Here is an 18,369-nt window from a genome sequence, read left to right on the forward strand (position 1 = left end):
AATACGTTTTAAAACAAAGGTTAATATTAACTAAAACAAAAAAGGCCCTAGAGTGGGCCTTAACGGAGATGTGGCTAAAGTAAAACTAACAGCACAAAAATGGGCTGAAATCAGTCTTTGCTCATACCATATTTACGCATTTTCTCAACCAGCGTCGTACGGCGGATCCCGAGCATTTCTGCCGCCCGAGCAACCACGCTATCTTGTTGATCCAATGCCTGTCTTATCATATCGATTTCAAGTTCTGCTAGCAGGTCCTTAAGATTGACCCCTTCAGGTGGTAATTCACTTGGGAATCGACTTTCTGGAATATCGACAGTAACCTCATCGCTAAAAATTGAAGCTAACGCGTCTCGCTCCAACTCTTCTTCACTCAGCTGAACTTGATATTCGGGCACGTCAATATGTCGATACTTAAGTGGCAAATCATTAACATCGACTAACCCACCTGGATAAAGAATCGTCAAACGCTCAACCAAATTCGATAATTCTCTCACGTTGCCAGACCAAGAATGTTCCTTTAACGATTCTATTGCACGTTGAGTAAAACGTACTCGACCTCGTCCTTCATTGTAAACCCGGCTAACCAGTTCTTGTAACAGCAAAGGAATATCGTCTTTACGTTCACATAATGCAGGCATTTCAACTGGAAAAACATTTAAACGATAAAAGAGATCTTCTCTAAACTCTCCATTAGCGATCATCGTTTCGAGCTCTCTATGAGTCGCGGCGATCACCCGAACATCAGTGTTGATGGCTTTGCTACCACCAACGCGTTCAAACACTTTTTCTTGCAATACACGCAGCAACTTAACTTGCATTTGCAGTGGCATATCGCCAATTTCATCAAGAAACAGAGTGCCACCTTCGGCTAATTCAAATCGACCTTTACGGGCGCTAATCGCACCAGTGAAAGAACCTTTTTCATGACCAAAAAGCTCACTCTCCAACAATTCAGCAGGAATGGCACCGCAGTTAACCGGAATGAAAGGTCCATCTCGTCGATCTGAAATATAATGAATATTGCGCGCCACGACCTCTTTGCCCGTCCCAGACTGACCAAGCACGAGTACAGTAGCATCCGATTTAGCAACTTGGCTGATCAAATGACGAACTTGGGCGATGCCTTCGCTGCGGCCAACGAGGCTTCTAAATAACTTGGTTTGATTTACACTCGTAGGAACGTCAGCACGTTTTGCTTGCACAAAAACCTGACTAAAATGCAAAAGCTCTGTCAGTTGGGGATAACTAAGAGGTTCTTCGATACAGCCCAAGATATTAGATGCTGACACTCCTGCACTCTGACCCAAGAGCAATATAGGCTGCCATGGCAAGGATGCTGCGATTGACTGCAACAACTCCTTTGATTGTGATTCTTGGGCAATAACTAATGCCCTAAAACGGGTATTAGCAACACGTGCTTCTAGTTTATCAACGGCAAGCAGTTCGACTTGTTCACCAAGAAACTCAAAAACACACGATAAGCGATTAATTCGCTCAGACTGATTACCGACAAGTAGAATTCGTTGATCTGTTTGCATCATTTAAGAAGGCCGTAAAGCGCTTAGTGTTATTCGCATTAATTATTAGTGTTAGTTGCTTAGAAAGCGAGATAATCGTTTTAATACCATTATCATAAAAATAGATATTAAAATGAATAGTGTATTATCAGCAGCACATTAGCAAGTATCAGATTCACTTTCTGACAAACTCATCTGATTTTAGAACAAATTCTCTACGTATCAAGCATTAGGCGCCAAATATTTGACGCGTGACAAAAAAATATCACAAAAATCACAGCAAATAGAGAGAATTAGATTGCTTCAGTATGAGAGACATTATGATGCTCATTTTGCGGAATAGCATCCCAACCCTCTTTGATTGTGCGAATGATTTCACATACATCATCAATAGCTTGAACATCGTTATTCAAGTTAGCTTCTGAAATTTTTCGCAACATAAAATCATATAAATCACTTAAATTATTAGCGATATCTCCACCAGCGTCCATGTTTAAACTGTTGTTTAAACCAGTAATAATACCTATCGCTTTACTGATATAAATGCCTTTATTTTGAATATCATTATTTTCGATAGCATAACGACTCTGGGCAAGGCGTTGGAGCGCACCCTCAAACATCATCTGAATAATGCGATGTGGCGAGGCCACAGAGATTTCACTTTCCACTGACACTTTGCGATATGATTGAAGTGACTTTCTCATAAATACCTACCTATTCGAATCTATAGACTTATATAAATTAAGTTGACGCTGACTTTTATTTCCCACATGAAGCAACTCTTGACGATGTTCTAACAACGAAACTGCCGCTTGGGTAAACTGATTGGTAAGCGCTAATTGTGCCTCTAAAAATGATTTATCTTCATCATTAGGGGCTTTAAGTACGTCATCGAGTAAAAGTTGACGCTGCGTCACCAACTCAAGCAAGTTTGATACCAATTCATCAGCTTCTAACTCTTCAGCAGGTACTTTCTGAAGATGTTCAAGCGCATTAATAATTTTTTGATTCAAGCTATCCAATGATTGCAACTTGGTTTCACCTCTCTATCTATAGACATCTCTAATTTTGTTGCCTAACGACGCCAGGTAGCGAGTTTAAACCACCTATAATGCCTGATGATTGTTGATTCAATTTTCCAACCACTAAATCCATAGCATTGAATTGTTTAAACAACCTTGCTTGCAATTGTTCCATCTTAAGCGAAAAAGCTTCTCGCTGATCTTCTAAACGTTGCTTATCATTCGTATAAGCATTATTACGCGAATCGATTAAGCCGCCAGACTTAACATAACCTTCGACTAGGGTACCTAGTCTAGTCGCAAGACCTGTCGATTCTGTAGCAAAAAGAGTCTCGATACTGCCCATGTCTTCGCTAATGGCCTTATCTAGTTTAGTGCTATTTACACTAAGCTTACCGTAACGGTCCGCTTCGATACCGATATCATATAATGCAACTGAGCCACTGCCATCATCTACGCGAGTAGAGACCATACTACGCATTTGAGACTCGATAGAGCGAATCATAGAGTCCCCCTGTAATGCTGCAGCCTTCTTTTTATCGGCATCATAGGACGATAGAGACTCAATGGTTCCTATAAGACTGTTATAGGCATCAACGAATCCCTGAACATTTTCTTTTACGGCTTCTTCATCAAGCTCAATCTTAAGTACCGATGTTTTATTGAGATCTGCATCAGAAAGATTTAATGTCACGCCGGCAATCGCGTTCTTGATCTCGTTGGTTTCAGATTGCAGCTTCTGGCCATCAATATAAACTATCGACTGCTTTGCAGCTTGAACTTCACTCAGATTCCCAGCACCAAACATATCATTCAAACCAGTACCTGCTGTATCTGACGCAGTTACGCTAACATTGCTCGCGGGTCCCTCGGTATCAGAGCTAATAACCAAGCGACTTCCACCATCTGTCGTCACAACGGTCGCAGTTACGCCGACATTATCATCAGCATTATTAATGCTATCAGCTATTGCGGTTAACGAATCACCTGCGGCAACATCTACGGAGAAACTATTACCATTAACGGTAAAGTCTAAACTCCCTTCTCCTACAGGCGAGCTGGCGTCGGCAGCAAAGGTTCCAGCCACTTTATGTCTCTGGGCCAATTGTTCAACGATAATATTGTAACTACCAGTTTGGGCATTTTTATCAGCGGACGCAGTAAAATAATTGCTATCCCCCGTCGAAACGCTACGTTGGTTTAAAGAATCACCATCTTTTAATTTATCTAAGGCATCTTGGAATGTAGACAAAGCGCTCTTAAGTGAACCTATCGCTGACACCTTTGCATCGATACTATCTTCTGTTTTGTTGAAGATCGCTTCTTTAGGCACTTTCTCCGCATCAACTAGCACGCCGACAATAGTGTTGATATCGAGCCCTGAGCCTATTCCAGTTGCTGTTAATGCCATAAATACCTCTACTTACTTTACAATTTTCAAAAGCACTAATATTAAAGAACTATGCTTCTGTCTTCATCAATAACCCTGTTACTTCAGATAACTTCTGGGCTAACTCTAGTGCTTCTTCATTCGGAATTTGACGGATAATATCACCCGAATCAACATCCATTACACTAACAATATTTGTGCCAGAATCCTCATCTATCTTAAACGCGAGTCCTTTACGCATAACTGACATCATATCTGAAAGCTCAGCGACTAACTTTTGCATCTCTTCAGGACTCTGCTGGGGCTTATCACCCTTTGCATCTTCAGCTTTTTGACTTTCATCGACCGCTTGAATGATAGCGTTAGGATTAAGCTCTGAATCCTGCTCAGTGCGAAACTTTATCGCAGATGCGCCTATATCAATTTTAGCAGTTGTGGCATTAGATGCGTTGACTGTGTTGATATCCATCACGTTCACCTCTACTCTGATTTCTATTTATCCTTAAAACCACGAAAGGGAGATTCGTCACCGAACCTCCCTCATTAGTATCCATACTTAGACTAACCCATTACTAATTATAGTAATGATAGTGCTACCTGAGGAAGCTGGTTAGCCTGGGCTAACATCGCTGAACCTGTTTGTTGTAGAACTTGGTTCTTAGTCATCGTAGAGGTTTCTTTCGCGAAATCCACATCAACGATACGGCTCTTAGCATCTGCCACGTTAGCTTGTGTGTTAGCACTATTACTAATGTTGTGTGATAGACGGTTTTGAATCGCACCTAAGTCTGCACGTTGAGTATCAATAGTCTTAATCGCTTTATCAATTGCACCTAGTGCAGAAGCTCGGTTCGCTGAAGTTGCTAGAGCCAAAGAGGCTACCGAAAGAGTTGTCTTATCAGTCTTCTTAACTGTTACTTTGATATCTTCGCCATCTTGGTGACCAACTTGGAAACTCTTACCTGCAGAGAAATCACCTGTTAACAACTTAGTGTTACCAAACGCTGTGGTAGTACCAATCGCGTCGATTTCATTAGCTAACTGATCCATTTCAGCTTTAAGCGCGGCAATATCATCAGTACTGTTCGCACCGTTTTCGGCCTGAATTGTCAAATCACGCATACGCTGAAGCATGTTTGTTTGTTCTTGCATCGCACCTTCAGAAATCTGCGCGATTGAAATTGCATCGTTAGCGTTACGCATACCCACTTCTAGACCACGAACCTGAGAGTTCAAACGGTTAGAAATTGCTAAACCTGCCGCATCGTCCTTTGCACTGTTAATGCGAAGACCACTTGATAGACGCTCCATAGAGGTAGCTAGGTTACCACTAGAATGATTCAAGTTCTTTTGAGCTTTCATCGATGTAACGTTGGTGTTTACTGTAATAGCCATAATCGTTTCCTCTTTATACCTGACTTAATCACTTGCCTGTCTGATTAAGCCAGGCTGAGCTTATTGGTTACAGTATATTTAACGGCTGAGGCTTTTCGATCTTTAGGATATTTTTAAAAAAAATAATAGAAAATATTTATTTTCAATTATTTCAACACCTTAATCTTGGCGAAAACAAAAAGTGATGCACCATAGAGTTGATACATCACTTTATTGTCTAGCCAAAATGCCAATAATTAACCCAATAGTGAAAGAGCAACTTGAGGCAACTGGTTGGCCTGAGCCAACATTGCAGAACCCGTTTGCTGTAGTACCTGATTCTTAGTCATGGTCGAGGTTTCTTTGGCAAAATCCACATCTACAATACGGCTCTTCGCATCTGCAACGTTTGCCTGTGTGTTTGCACTGTTACTAATATTATGTGCTAGACGGTTTTGAACCGCACCTAAATCAGCTCTTTGGGTATCAATCGTCTTAATCGCTTTATCAATAGCAGCTAAGGCTGATGCCCGATTGGCAGAGGTAACATTAGTTAGTGATGCCACTGATAAAGTGGTCTTGTCCGTCTTCTTCACTTTAATAGTGACATCTTCACCATCTTGATGGCCGACTTGGAACGCTTTACCTGCTGAGAACCCACCTTGTAATAACTTGGTATTACCAAATGCGGTACTGGTACCAATATTATCAATTTCAGTGGCCAATTGGTCCATTTCAGCCTTAATAGCCGCTAAATCCTCTGTACTGTTAGCACCGTTTTCAGATTGAATAGTCAGATCACGCATACGCTGGAGCATGTTAGTTTGCTCTTGCATCGCACCTTCTGCGATCTGGGCAATCGAAATAGCATCGTTAGCGTTACGCATACCCACTTCAAGACCACGTACCTGAGAGTTCAAACGGTTAGAAATTGCCAAACCTGCCGCATCATCTTTCGCGCTGTTAATTTTCAAACCACTGGACAAACGCTCCATAGATTGGGCCAAGCCACCACTAGATACGTTTAAGTTCTTCTGAGCTTTCATTGATGTCACGTTAGTATTAACGGTAATAGCCATTGTGTTTTCCTCTTCTTGGTTGCACTGCCAAGACGTTGAGCTTGGCTAAAAATTCGTATTGGTTGACCCATCCTGGATCACATTAGTTAGATGTAATCAAATAGTGTTGTTGAGCCAACTTTACTAAAGACACTAGAGACTGCATTTAACGCAAGTTGCTGCTTCTCTAATTCTGTTATAGCAGAGGCATAATCTAAATCCTCTAGCATTGATAAGGCCGAACTGTTCACTAGCTTTTCTTCTGTATGGGTAGCGCTATGACTATCCAAACTTTTTAAACTGTTGCCAGCTTGGCCGCGCGCAATACTTGTTTGATTGACGCCACTATCTAAATTATTCAATATCTGTGCCAACTCAGACATACCCTGTGGAGTGTCCACCCTACTGGAATCTTCAACTAAGGATATTGCTTGATTTATCGTATCGAAAATACTCACTTCACTTTGCGGAGTAATACTGAAACTGTCACCCGCGGCAAGCTGGCCCTGAAGTTTGACTTCAATACCATTAAAGCTAACTGGATTAGTGGCATCAAAAGCGGGGACGGTCGTCACTAGCGCTGCACTGGAATCCCTTACTTCGAGGTTGGCTCCAACCATAGTAAATGTATAACTATCTTCCACATACGTGAGTGGATCTGTTATCGAAGCACTTTGAACATTAAAGTCGCCTACCTGTGTCGCCAGATAATTGGCGCTAAAATCACCAAGCCCTGAAGGCGCATTCATAAAAGCGTTATCGCCTGGTATATTAGTCGCAACTGTGACCCCAGACGCAACAATGGCATTACGTACACCACTGTCGCCGCTGTAAACCACGTTACCTGATGCATCAAACGCAAAGGGTTGCTTACCCGTTTCATATCCAGCAAACATGAAATTACCTGATTCATCCTTGGTATTAGCCACAGCAACCAATTCTTCCAGAGTTCCCCTGAGTTCATCGGCAATCATTTGCCGCTCAGAGTCGGATAAACCACCATTAATTGCACGAAGGACTTGCTCTCTTACCGAACCTGTCAATGTTTCTGCACTACCTAGCTTGCTTTCGGTCAACGACAAACGATTATTGGCGTAATCGATATTTTTCATAAACTGATCAACCAAAGCATTTTGCTGATTAAGATTATCAATACCAATAGCGGCAACGGGGTCATCACCTGCGGTGTTAACGCGCTTACCGCTAGAGAGCTGTTCCAAAATTTTACTGGTAGATGTTTGCTTATCTAACACACTGGTAATGCTTTGATTGAACATCTGCGCCGTTGAGATTCTCATATCTTGTTACTCCTATCTCACCGAACTGAATAAGGTGTCGAAAATTTCATTGGCTGTTGTCATGATCCGAGCCGATGCTTGATATGCTTGCTGAAAGCGCATGAGATTTGCCGCCTCTTCATCTAAATTCACTCCAGACTCACTTTGCACTCTGGCATAGGCTTGAGAATGGACCGCTTCAGCTGTTCCAAGTGCCACCTCAGCCGCTTTCGCCTTACCACCTACCTCTAACTTAGTATTTTCGTAAACATCACTTAACGTTGAACTACCACCAGCCATTAATTTAGCTTCATTCAATTTGGCCATGGCAACGGCATTACTGTTATTGCCCTCAGCAGCGGAAAGGTCAAAGGTAAAACGGTCTGCCAAAGCACCTGCGCTACTTTGCACATCAAAGTTCATTCCAAATGCATCGATCGTTGGCGCTGTATAGGTTCCAGTTCCTAATGAAGTACCTGCTGCATCAAATGCTTCATAACTATTGGTCGTCGTATCGATTTCAAAGGTAATTTGAGCACCAACGCCTGGAAATCCTGGCGCAGATGCATCCATTGCGTTCAATGCAATCGCCGTGTTGCCTGAATTAGCCGAATCAGCAGTAATAGTAGGACCCGCCGCCGCAATTCCCTTGGGGTCAGTCATCACCACTTTTATACCCGCTGCGGCTCCAGAAGAAGGGCGAATTTCAAAGCGATCTCCCGATGCAAAGGCTCCCGAATCTATATTGATGCTAAAACCATCGCCACCAGTTAGCTGCGAACCCGTTAATGTCAACGGCGTAGTCGTTCCCGTATCGCTATCTTTCAGCTCATAGGTCGCAGGAGCGGTAAATGTCAGCTCATAACTACCACCAGTAAGCGCACTGACATCATCAATATTGACACGCAGTGCTGCATTCCCGGTATTAGTCTCAAAACCGCCTACACGTCCCACTGACATCTTCGAATCGTTGATATCCAGAAAAATATCGCTACCGACATTGCCATTAAGATCGAAACCTTGTGACTGAGCCTTATTAAACGTATCAGCAATACCTAGCGCCAATTGGCCCATCTCCAATTGCGCAGGGATCAGCGTTTCATCACGATATTGGAACAATGCACCTAAACTTCCCCCCATCTTGGCAGGATCAACCGCTACACTCTGATCACCAGTTGTTGCGGTGATCCGCAGCTCTCCAGGGTAGGGATTACCTGCAGTTGATCCCATCTGCATCGATATTTGCCCAGAAACTAACATCGCGGCACTACCAAGCATAATGCTCTTTGCTCCCGACTCAAGCGGGATAACATTGACTTGAGCGTATTGGCTTAGCTCTTGGATCAAGGCATCTTGCTTGTCCAATAATTGCGAATCAGAGCCTTGAGACTTCATCAGCTCTTGGTTGAGATGGCCAAGCTCTTTACTTATTTCATTAATTCTATCTGTGACAGCAGATATCTGGTCATTGGTCTGGCTCATCTGTCCATCCAGATGAGATTGCATCTGGTTAAGTGCTTTTGCTATCTGATCTGCATTTCCCAGTAGGGAGCCACGAATTCCTAAATCATCAGGAAGATCAGCTAGGCTATTCAATCCCGCAAATAAATCATTTAAACCTTGAGGCACTGACTTACCAATTTGAGAAAATAGCTGATCCAGTTCGCTCATTTTCACTTGTGTGGTCTCAGCTTGACTCATCGCAGTTTGGCCGATACGTAGTTCTCTTGCTGCGTAATCGTTATATATACGCTTTACATCTGTGACATATGTTCCTGCACCATAAAAGCTGTTGCCGAACCGCTGGGATTCAAGGCTCGATTGCTCTGCCACCTGACGATGGTAACCTTGGGTGTTGGCATTGGTAATGTTATTACTGGTGACGGCGAGTTGTGACTGCGAAGCTAGCACACCAGTACGGGCGATATTGAGTAAGTCCATCGACATCAGCGCTTACCTCGTATGTGAACGACGACTATTGTTAATTCGCTCATGGTGTTACTCCCGATATAACCGAGCCAAAATCTTTACTGACCGATTGCATGACTTTAATCACTTTCTCTGCGTATTTTGGATCAGTTGCATAACCCGCATCTTGCAGTGCTTGAATAAAAGAGCCTGGATTACTAGCCTCTTTTAACGCCTCTTGATAACGAGGTCCTTCGGAAATAAATGACACAAAATCATCAAAACTCTGCTTAATGTCATCATATACCCGAAAATCTGCTCGCTGCTTAACCGCGACCCCTTGCTCAAACTCCAGAGTACTCACTCCGGCTTTATCGCCCTGCCAGCGTTTATCCGCTTTAATATTGAACAAGTTATTACTTGGTTCGCCATTAGCTTGACGCACCATTTTCTGTCCCCAGCCAGTTTCTAATGCCGATTGCGCAATCAAAACTTCTGGCGTCGTACCTAGTGCTTTAGCCGCTTGTTGAGCATGTGGATATACCGCAGCCACAAACTGATCGCGGCTACTAAAGCCATCAATTGGCGCACTAGATGGCAATACTTTGCCGCCAACCACATCGTCGATAACATCGGTTATTGATTGTTGTGGATTTGGAGATACTTGCTTTAGTTGATTAAGGCTTTTTATATCAGACAGCTTGGATTGACTTAACTGTTGCGCCGTCAAATTGACGTTTGCAGCAGTAGGTTGAGTCATTCCCCCCCTAAGCACTGATGCTGGCGTGTAAGCGCTGCCAGCGGGGTCTAGTTGCTGCACCATAAGATCGGCTAGCCCCAGCATCCCTTTATCTGACAAGTTTACTGACATCTGCTGATCATGCATCTGCTCATAAAACTTTGTATATTGGCTGTTCATCGGACTATCAGACTCAAACACGGCATTAGCGTCACGCATGCTCTTCATTAGCATTTGTACGAAGATACCTTCGAACTGCTGCGCAACTTCTTTAAGCGCTGCCTTATCATCCTTCTGCGCTTTAGCACGAAGGGAGTCTAGTCCCCCGATGTCTAAGAAATGCGATGAATTTGACAGCTTTTCCATGTTCAATCCGACAATATTTAGATGATAATAAGTTCACCATGCAAAGCACCTGCCACCTTTAACGCTTCAAGGATTGCAAGTACATCGGATGGTGCTGCACCAACGAGGTTCACCGCTCGAACAAGTTCGTCTAGAGAGGTACCAGGATTAAACAGGAACATGCGATTATCGGCTTCGGATACGTCAATAGTGCTGTCAGAGGTCACCACGGTATTACCACCCGCTAATGGATTGGGTTGTGATACTTGTGTTGCCTCGGCAATCGTTACCGTCAATCCACCATGAGTAACTGCAGCAGGCAGCAGGCGCACATCCTTACCAACGACTATGGTACCAGTGCGAGAGTTAACGATGACTTTGGCTGATTCTGATGCGGGTTCTACTTCTATGTTTTCAAGCGTCGCTAGAAATGAGACTCGCTGAGAGACATCGCGGGGCGCACTCACTTGAACAGATGCGGCATCTAATGGACGAGCCATTCCAGGACCAAGTAACTCATTAATGGCATCGGCTAAACGCTTGGCGGTAGAGAAATCGGCCCTACGCAGGTTAAAAGTAAGATGATCCCCAGTTGAAAATGGGGTCGCGACTGTGCGCTCAACGATGGCGCCATTAGGGATACGCCCAACCGTTGGGGTATTCTGAATAACTTTAGAACCATCTAATCCATCAGCACTAAAACCACTGACAACCATACTGCCCTGCGCAATAGCATATACGTTACCGTCAACCCCTTTTAAGAAGGTTTGCAACAAGGTACCACCACGAAGGCTCTTGGCCTCACCTAAGCTCGACACTGTTACATCTAAAGTTTGCCCTGGCTTAATAAAAGCAGGCATATCGGTATGAACGGCAACCACCGCGACGTTTTTGACTTTTGGTCTAAAATTGTCAGGCAGATTAATACCAAAGTTTTTCAACATGGTTTTAAAGGTCTGCTCGGTATAACGCGTCTTTTCGCCAGTACCAGGTAAGCCAACAACTAAACCATAGCCTATGAGTTGATTACTTCTAACCCCTTGGACATTGGCAATATCTTTAATGCGTTGTGCAAAACCAGCCGTAGAGATGACCATTAATGCACAAGCTAATATGATTTTTAATTTCATGACATCACTCCTAGAAAGGCCACCAGTCACTCATGAAAAATTGACTCAACCAACCTACTTTTTGGGCATTGGCGAATGTTCCAGTACCGCTATATTGGATGCGAGCATTCGCTACCCGTTGAGAATCAATCGTGTTATCTGGGCGAATATCTTGAGAGCGAACAATTCCGGTCACGCGAACGAACTCATCACCGTTGTTGATGGTTATCCACTTTTCACCGCGAATCACTAAGTTGCCATTGTTTAACACTTGCATTACATTCGCCGAGATACTGCCCGATAAACTATTGCTTTGATCGGCGTCAGACTCTCGCTTGGTGTTCATACTATCTTTGTAACGTAAATCGATTGGCGAGCCACTAATAGTCACATTGCCTCCACCCGCATAAATTGGGTCGAGAGTCATATCCGAGCCTTTCTTTATCTCGTTGGTCGCACTCTTTTTAGCCTGGGTCGACTCCTCAAGAATAACGGTAATAATGTCACCGACTTTTAACGCCTTGATGTCCGAGTACAGACTCGATGCCTGACTATCTTGATACATTGAGCCAGTCGCGGCGATTTTAGTTGGCGGCGCCTCCGGATAAACAGGCGCGAAATAGGGATCATCCGCTATCGGTTTATTGTTAGTTGAGTTACATCCAACCAACGTAATGGCTGCTGCGAGAATGAGATACTTAGTCATGATAAGCCTCTACAAATTCTGGTTCACGTAAGACAACATCTGATCGACCGCCGAAATAACTTTGGAATTCATTTCATAAATACGTTGGCTTTCAATAAGGTTAACTAACTCTTCTGTGACGTTAACATTTGATGTTTCAAGTGCTCCCTGACGAATAGCCCCCATACCATCGAGTGAAGCAGTCCCTTGAATGGGTGTACCACTAGCGCCAGTCTCGGTATAGAGGTTTTGCCCCATAGGATCGAGTCCGCTCGGATTGATGAAATCAGACATAGTCAACTGGCCGACAACTTGGTTTTCTGCTGTGCCAGGGGTTTTAACCGACACTTCACCTTCTGACGAAACAGTAATACTCGTGGCATTATCAGGAATAGTGATCGAAGGCTGTAACACATATCCAGAGCCTGGCGTGACGATTTGCCCGGTATCATCTAAGGTAAACTGACCATTTCGCGTATAGGCGGCTGTGCCATCGGGCATCTGTACTTCAAAAAATCCGGGACCTTCAATCATTAAATCCAATGAGTTATCGGTGGTTAGCATATTGCCTTGCGTAAACACCTTTTGCGTAGCAACAACCTTGGTACCGGCACCAATATTGAGACCGTTCGGCAGTTTGGTATTAGATGCACTAATCCCTCCCGCCTGATTAACGGTTTGATAAAGCAAATCTTCAAATACCGCTCGACCTTTCTTGTAGCCAACGGTGCTCGCATTAGCCACATTGTTAGAAATCACCGAGATATCTGTCTGCTGGGCATCTAAGCCAGTCTTACTAATCCATAACGCAGGATGCATAATCTATCTCCTAACTAATGCGCATTAATGACGAAGAGGCTTGATCCATCTCTTCGGCGGTTTTCATCATTTTGACTTGCATCTCAAATTGACGCTGCAAATCGATTAACGACACCATCTCATCGACAGCATTAACATTGCTCCCTTCGACGGCACCACTCTCAACAAATACAAAAGGATCGGCTGCGGCGACTTCGCCAGACATTTGACGAAATAAGCCATCCTCTCCTCGCATCAGATTTTGATTACCTGGATTAACCAGCTTGATTCGCCCCACCTCTTCAATGACCTCTGCGGTGGCCCCTAACGGCCTTACTGAAATCACCCCATCTTGAGCAATTTCAATTTTCTCAATAGGCAGAGGTAATACGATGGGACCAGCATCACCCATAATAGGGTTGCCACGATCGTTACGAAGTAATCCTGTGGTGTCAAAACTTAAGCTTCCAGAGCGAGTATAGGCTTCGCCGCCATCAGCCCCCTGCACGGCAATCCAACCATTACCCTTTACGGCAATATCCAGATCGCGGCCAGTGGTCTTTATTGGACCATTAGAGAAGTCTGCCGAAGGATTCTCTGTCATCGAAAATACCCGTGTCGGCAAACCTTCACCAAAGGCTTGCATTGAGCGTGCTTGCTCTAAATCTGACTTAAAGCCGTCAGTATTGGCATTGGCAAGATTGTTCGCTCGTACGGCCAGCGAATTCATATTCTGCTTGGCACCGCTCATGGCGACATAGAGTAATTTATCCACTTGCTGCTCCGTCAATGTTTCAACTAAAAACTGTCTAATAACAGTACGAAGCAAACATCATGCCAAGAGATAGTGAATGGCTAGAGCCTAGAATCAATGAGATAGGAGAACGGGAGTGAACGCTAGAGACTAAAATAACCAAGAACGGAAGAGTGTTGCCGCATCGGCAACACTCTTTAATGCAAGTAAACTATCGGATCTGTAACACTGTTTGCTGAAGTGTGTTATTCACCTCTAACGTTCGAGAGTTTGCCTGGAAGTTACGCTGAGCGGAAATCAGATCCACCAGCTCAGTGGTTAAATCGACATTCGATTGTTCTAATGCCGACGATCGGATACTACCAAAAGTACCGCTATTAGCCTCACCAGCAAGCGCTGCACCAGAATCTAAACTCGCCTTCCATGAAGTATTACCCACTTGAGTCAAACCCTGTTCGTTGGCAAAACGTGCCAAAGCAACTCTAGCCAAGGCGACAGTCGCTCCATTACTATAGCTAGCATTGATCTGTCCATCAGCGCCAACCTCGACATTTGTCAGACGGCCAACCGTAGTACCATCTTGGGTCAACTCAGTCACTTCAAAGGTAGATGCATACTGAGTTGGGTTTTCAAAGTCTATGGTCAAGGTTTGAGAGCCATCAGTACCTGGCCCCAGCACGTCGGCACCGCCATTGCCCAATGACTCTGTAACGATCGTTGCGGGGTCAGTCGACGTATGAGAGCCTAACTCATCAAACTTAATTACCGCTCCCTTCCAACCGCCGGCTGTAACAGCGGGAACATCGAGCGTATCAGCTAACCCATCTCCAGTAGTATCCCTATCGTAAACCCCTGCGGCACCAGCCACATTTACTTGCTTACCGTCAACCGCATAGAAGGCAACCCAATTGCTTTCGCCATTATAGGCGGCATCCTGTGGACGAACGAAGTAGGTGGTCATCACATGCGGCTCTCCCAGAGAATCATACATGGTAATAGCAGTAGAGTTATTATAAGTATCTCGATCACTTGGATCGAAAAGCGCTGGATCATGAGTTGAATCGCCAGCATTGAGGTTCATCTGTATACCTATGTTCTCCGTCTTCTTCGGGCTACCAGCAGTGTCAGGGATTCTAACAGGTTTAGTCTCGGTTAAGCTCACTGAAGTTGAATTCCCCTCTTTATCCACCTCAAATGTCTGCAAAAAATTCCCTTGTGAATCTACAAGGTAGCTGTTTGCATCAACTTTAAACGCACCAGCTCTTGTATAGGTTAAGTCTTGAGACCCCACACTTGATGAGGTAACAAAAAAACCACTGCCGTTAATGGCCATGTCCAGTGCATTGTTAGTAAATTGCAGACTCCCCTGATGAAACTGCTGCGCAACTTGGCTGGTAGTGGCACCACCACCGACAGCCGTTTTACCATTAGCAAAAATAGAGTTTGCATATACATCTGCAAATTCAGCTCTCGACTCTTTAAAGCCGATACTATTGACATTAGCAATGTTATTTGCGGTGGTATTCAAATCTTTCTGCGCTGCCGCTATACCACTCAATGCAATGTTAAATGACATAATTCACCTCATTAAATATCAATTTTTCGTCTTGGACCTTATGCCCTAACTCTCTGCTTCATCTATGTTTCAGAAACGGCAAGTACATCACCTAACTTAATACCGCCAATGCCTCTAAGGTTCAAAATTGCCCCCGTACTAGCCGTTCCTAAAGACACGCTAGTGACATGCGCATAAGTTGAAACAGCCAAATCTTGACTTTCACCATCGACCAGTCCACTCGCTTTAATCGAGTAATTACCACTGGTCACAGGTTCACCATTTTTATCTAGGCCATCCCAAGCGACATCAATATTGCCACCTGCGCTGCCATCAATCGTAAAGGTTTTAACCAGCTGTCCTTTCTCATCTTCGATACGAACAGTAATTTTTTCAATTGCTTCTGGCGTACTAACAATCCCTTTCAACGTTGGGTCTTCAGCAGATATATGCCCAGTATCCGATGGGATCAATACCTTCTGTCCTACCAATCCAGATGCCTGCAGCGCTTGGCTTGATGTCATCACCGTATTGAGATTAACAATCTCTTCATTCAACTTGGTAATACCATCAACCGTCGAAAATGAAGCCATTTGTGCAATCATCTGATCATTGTCCACAGGCTTAAACGGGTCTTGCATCGACAACTGTTGACTGAGCAAAGAGAAAAAGTCTTCTTGGGTTAACTCCTGACTTTTTGCTTCTGGAATATTGGACTCTTGGGGTAAACGAATACCGTCAAGAAACGGGTTTCCGGTTGTTTCCGTTTGCGACGAAGTTTGAGTACTCGTCGACTGCGGCGCAATCGACTGACCACTTTGCGCTTGAGCGCTGAGTGGAGATTGACTGCTTAAAGGATTAATGAGGCTCACTGCTTACCTCCTAGGAATTGCCAATACGTAATGTTTGCTGCAGCATAGATTTTGCCGCCTCAGCAACTTGTACGTTCATTTGATAAGAGCGTGATGCCGAGATCATATTTGCCATCTCTTCCATCACATTTACATTCGGTTTATAGATATAGCCATCGGCATCCGCTAACGGATGATCCGGAGAGTATTCCTTCTGTAATGGTTTATCACTTTCCACAATCCCTGAGACTTTTACGCCCTGAGAGGTTTGTTGCTGATGAGACGCTTTGGCCATCTCGGCTTCGAATACAGGATGACGCGCACGATAAGTCTGATCGATACTGCTCGAAACGGAATCAGCGTTTGCAATATTACTCGCGGTTGTATTCAACCGAATTGACTGAGCCGACATGCCTGAGCCTGCTACATCAAAGATATTAAATAAGCTCATAATTAATTTCCTTTAAGTGCCTTTTTTAGACCAGAAAACTTACTGTCTAAAAAACCGAGTGACATCTGATATTCCAGCGCATTTTGCATAAACTCAGACTGCTCTTGCTGTATATCTACCGTATTACCATCACCTGTATCGGGCTGGTTCGGCACTCTATAACTAATGTGTTGTTGACTAAGAGCTGCCAAATCAAAGTGTTTTTCATTACTGCGACTCATAGCCAGTCCACTTTGAGTGGTTCGTGCCGCCTGCAATGCCTTATCAAAATCGAGATCTTTAGCTTTGTAATGAGGAGTATCGGCATTGGCAATATTGGAGGAGATAACTTGAGCACGCGCCGAGCGTATCCCCAAAGTATACTGATGCACCCCCAGTGCCTTATCAAAACTAATCGCCATAAAATTGCCTCCTCATACAGATGCAATAATCAAAGCAATAGTCGTGCCAAATAAAGTTGGTAAGCGCTAATTAGATTAACAATGAAGCAGGCATAAAAAATGCCAGCCTTGGCTGACATTATTATTACTGTAATTTCAAACGTAAAGATGACTAGGTACGCTTTTGATAGTAGATCCCAGGATTACAACGGACCATATCAAACTCTTCCGTCAACCCTGCGATAGACTCTGATGCACCTAAAAAAAGGATTCCCTTAGGATTTAATGCGGCAGCAAATTGCCGCAAGATTTTAGCCTTTGCCTCTGGGGCAAAATAGATCAGTACATTACGACAGAAGATTATGTCGAATTTACCGAGCAAGGTATAACTATCTAATAAATTATGCGCTCTAAAATTGACTAAACGTTTAACGTTCGCCTTTATCGTCATGGAACTCGTACCTGAAGACTCAAAAAACTGACGCTTACGCTCATCCGACAACCCTCTACCTAGCGCCAAATTATCGTACTCAGCATTTTTGCAACGCTCCAACATAGATGGTGATAGATCTGTCGCTAAAATTGACGCACTTCCAGGCAATGCTCCAGGTTTACGTTGTTGATATTCTAATATGGTCATCGCCAGAGAATAAGGTTCTTGGCCTGAAGAGCAGGCTGCTGACCAGATTTTTAACGGGCGTCCCAAGCGAGAGTATTCGGGCAATAAACTATTAGCAAGCAATTCAAAAGGGTAGCGGTCACGGAACCATAACGTTTCGTTAGTGGTCATCGCATCGATCACCTCAGCCCGTAACTGACGCTCGGCGGGCTTCATAGAATGCTTAACCACTTCTGACAACGATGGTAGGTTATGTTTCCCCATCAAGGGCGCTAAGCGACTACGTACTAAATATTGCTTATTATCGCCCAACACTATACCGCTGTGTTGTTCCAGAAATAATCTAAATTGGTTGTACTCAGCTTCTGCAAGTGATTTATTCGGCACCTTGATATCCCAATATCAAAAAAGAAAACAGGCTACAACATACACTATAGCAAGCTTTAAACAGCTCAGCGTTATACATGAGCCTTCTAGTTGAAACAAGTATAAACTTATCAAATTTAGGCGCTTGCAATACTTACGCTCAAATAA

The 18,369-nt window shown here is 43.9% G+C and carries 19 protein-coding genes; all 19 read right to left on the minus strand.

What is annotated here, in order from left to right:
• Window positions 1-110: 110 nt before the first annotated feature.
• Window positions 111-1,544, minus strand: a complete 1,434-nt coding sequence (locus K0I73_RS12540) for a sigma-54 dependent transcriptional regulator (protein ID WP_286670336.1) — start codon at window positions 1,542-1,544, stop codon at window positions 111-113.
• A 269-nt stretch (window positions 1,545-1,813) separates the two neighbouring features.
• Window positions 1,814-2,224, minus strand: coding sequence for a flagellar export chaperone FliS (gene fliS, locus K0I73_RS12545; RefSeq protein WP_220061434.1), 411 nt, complete (start codon window positions 2,222-2,224; stop codon window positions 1,814-1,816).
• 6 nt (window positions 2,225-2,230) lie between these two features.
• On the minus strand, window positions 2,231-2,533 hold the full coding sequence (locus K0I73_RS12550; RefSeq protein ID WP_258405184.1) for a hypothetical protein: 303 nt from the start codon (window positions 2,531-2,533) through the stop codon (window positions 2,231-2,233).
• A 49-nt stretch (window positions 2,534-2,582) separates the two neighbouring features.
• Window positions 2,583-3,953: a flagellar filament capping protein FliD gene (gene fliD, locus K0I73_RS12555; RefSeq protein ID WP_220061436.1), complete on the minus strand. Its 1,371-nt coding sequence runs from the start codon at window positions 3,951-3,953 to the stop codon at window positions 2,583-2,585.
• Between the two features lie 49 nt (window positions 3,954-4,002).
• The gene (locus tag K0I73_RS12560) at window positions 4,003-4,401 is read right to left on the minus strand and encodes a flagellar protein FlaG (RefSeq protein WP_220061437.1); all 399 of its coding nucleotides are present in this window, start codon (window positions 4,399-4,401) and stop codon (window positions 4,003-4,005) included.
• Window positions 4,402-4,508: 107 nt separating this feature from the next.
• Entirely contained in the window at window positions 4,509-5,327 is an 819-nt protein-coding gene (locus tag K0I73_RS12565) for a flagellin N-terminal helical domain-containing protein (protein ID WP_220061438.1), read from the minus strand.
• A gap of 236 nt (window positions 5,328-5,563) precedes the next feature.
• The gene (locus tag K0I73_RS12570) at window positions 5,564-6,385 is read right to left on the minus strand and encodes a flagellin N-terminal helical domain-containing protein (protein ID WP_220061439.1); all 822 of its coding nucleotides are present in this window, start codon (window positions 6,383-6,385) and stop codon (window positions 5,564-5,566) included.
• Window positions 6,386-6,471: 86 nt separating this feature from the next.
• Window positions 6,472-7,662, minus strand: a complete 1,191-nt coding sequence (gene flgL / locus K0I73_RS12575) for a flagellar hook-associated protein FlgL (RefSeq protein ID WP_220061440.1) — start codon at window positions 7,660-7,662, stop codon at window positions 6,472-6,474.
• A 12-nt stretch (window positions 7,663-7,674) separates the two neighbouring features.
• On the minus strand, window positions 7,675-9,588 hold the full coding sequence (gene flgK, locus K0I73_RS12580) for a flagellar hook-associated protein FlgK (protein WP_220061441.1): 1,914 nt from the start codon (window positions 9,586-9,588) through the stop codon (window positions 7,675-7,677).
• 43 nt (window positions 9,589-9,631) lie between these two features.
• Window positions 9,632-10,654 (minus strand): flagellar assembly peptidoglycan hydrolase FlgJ, encoded by a 1,023-nt coding sequence (flgJ, locus tag K0I73_RS12585; protein ID WP_220061442.1) that lies wholly within the window; start codon window positions 10,652-10,654, stop codon window positions 9,632-9,634.
• Window positions 10,655-10,671: 17 nt separating this feature from the next.
• Window positions 10,672-11,763 (minus strand): flagellar basal body P-ring protein FlgI, encoded by a 1,092-nt coding sequence (locus tag K0I73_RS12590; protein WP_220061443.1) that lies wholly within the window; start codon window positions 11,761-11,763, stop codon window positions 10,672-10,674.
• Window positions 11,764-11,773: 10 nt separating this feature from the next.
• Entirely contained in the window at window positions 11,774-12,448 is a 675-nt protein-coding gene (gene flgH / locus K0I73_RS12595; RefSeq protein ID WP_220061444.1) for a flagellar basal body L-ring protein FlgH, read from the minus strand.
• Window positions 12,449-12,457: 9 nt separating this feature from the next.
• Window positions 12,458-13,246, minus strand: coding sequence for a flagellar basal-body rod protein FlgG (gene flgG / locus K0I73_RS12600; protein WP_220061445.1), 789 nt, complete (start codon window positions 13,244-13,246; stop codon window positions 12,458-12,460).
• 10 nt (window positions 13,247-13,256) lie between these two features.
• Window positions 13,257-14,000: a flagellar basal-body rod protein FlgF gene (gene flgF / locus K0I73_RS12605; RefSeq protein ID WP_220061446.1), complete on the minus strand. Its 744-nt coding sequence runs from the start codon at window positions 13,998-14,000 to the stop codon at window positions 13,257-13,259.
• A 190-nt stretch (window positions 14,001-14,190) separates the two neighbouring features.
• Window positions 14,191-15,555 (minus strand): flagellar hook protein FlgE, encoded by a 1,365-nt coding sequence (flgE, locus tag K0I73_RS12610; RefSeq protein ID WP_220061447.1) that lies wholly within the window; start codon window positions 15,553-15,555, stop codon window positions 14,191-14,193.
• 62 nt (window positions 15,556-15,617) lie between these two features.
• Window positions 15,618-16,406, minus strand: coding sequence for a flagellar hook assembly protein FlgD (gene flgD, locus K0I73_RS12615; protein WP_220061448.1), 789 nt, complete (start codon window positions 16,404-16,406; stop codon window positions 15,618-15,620).
• Window positions 16,407-16,416: 10 nt separating this feature from the next.
• Window positions 16,417-16,836: a flagellar basal body rod protein FlgC gene (gene flgC, locus K0I73_RS12620; protein ID WP_220061449.1), complete on the minus strand. Its 420-nt coding sequence runs from the start codon at window positions 16,834-16,836 to the stop codon at window positions 16,417-16,419.
• A 2-nt stretch (window positions 16,837-16,838) separates the two neighbouring features.
• The gene (gene flgB / locus K0I73_RS12625; protein ID WP_220061450.1) at window positions 16,839-17,237 is read right to left on the minus strand and encodes a flagellar basal body rod protein FlgB; all 399 of its coding nucleotides are present in this window, start codon (window positions 17,235-17,237) and stop codon (window positions 16,839-16,841) included.
• 151 nt (window positions 17,238-17,388) lie between these two features.
• A complete protein-coding gene (locus tag K0I73_RS12630; RefSeq protein WP_220064373.1) occupies window positions 17,389-18,228 on the minus strand; it encodes a CheR family methyltransferase in 840 nt (279 codons plus the stop codon).
• Between the last annotated feature and the right edge of the window lie 141 nt (window positions 18,229-18,369).

The sequence above is a fragment of the Shewanella mesophila genome (genome assembly GCF_019457515.1).
GTDB classification, from domain to species: domain Bacteria; phylum Pseudomonadota; class Gammaproteobacteria; order Enterobacterales; family Shewanellaceae; genus Shewanella; species Shewanella mesophila.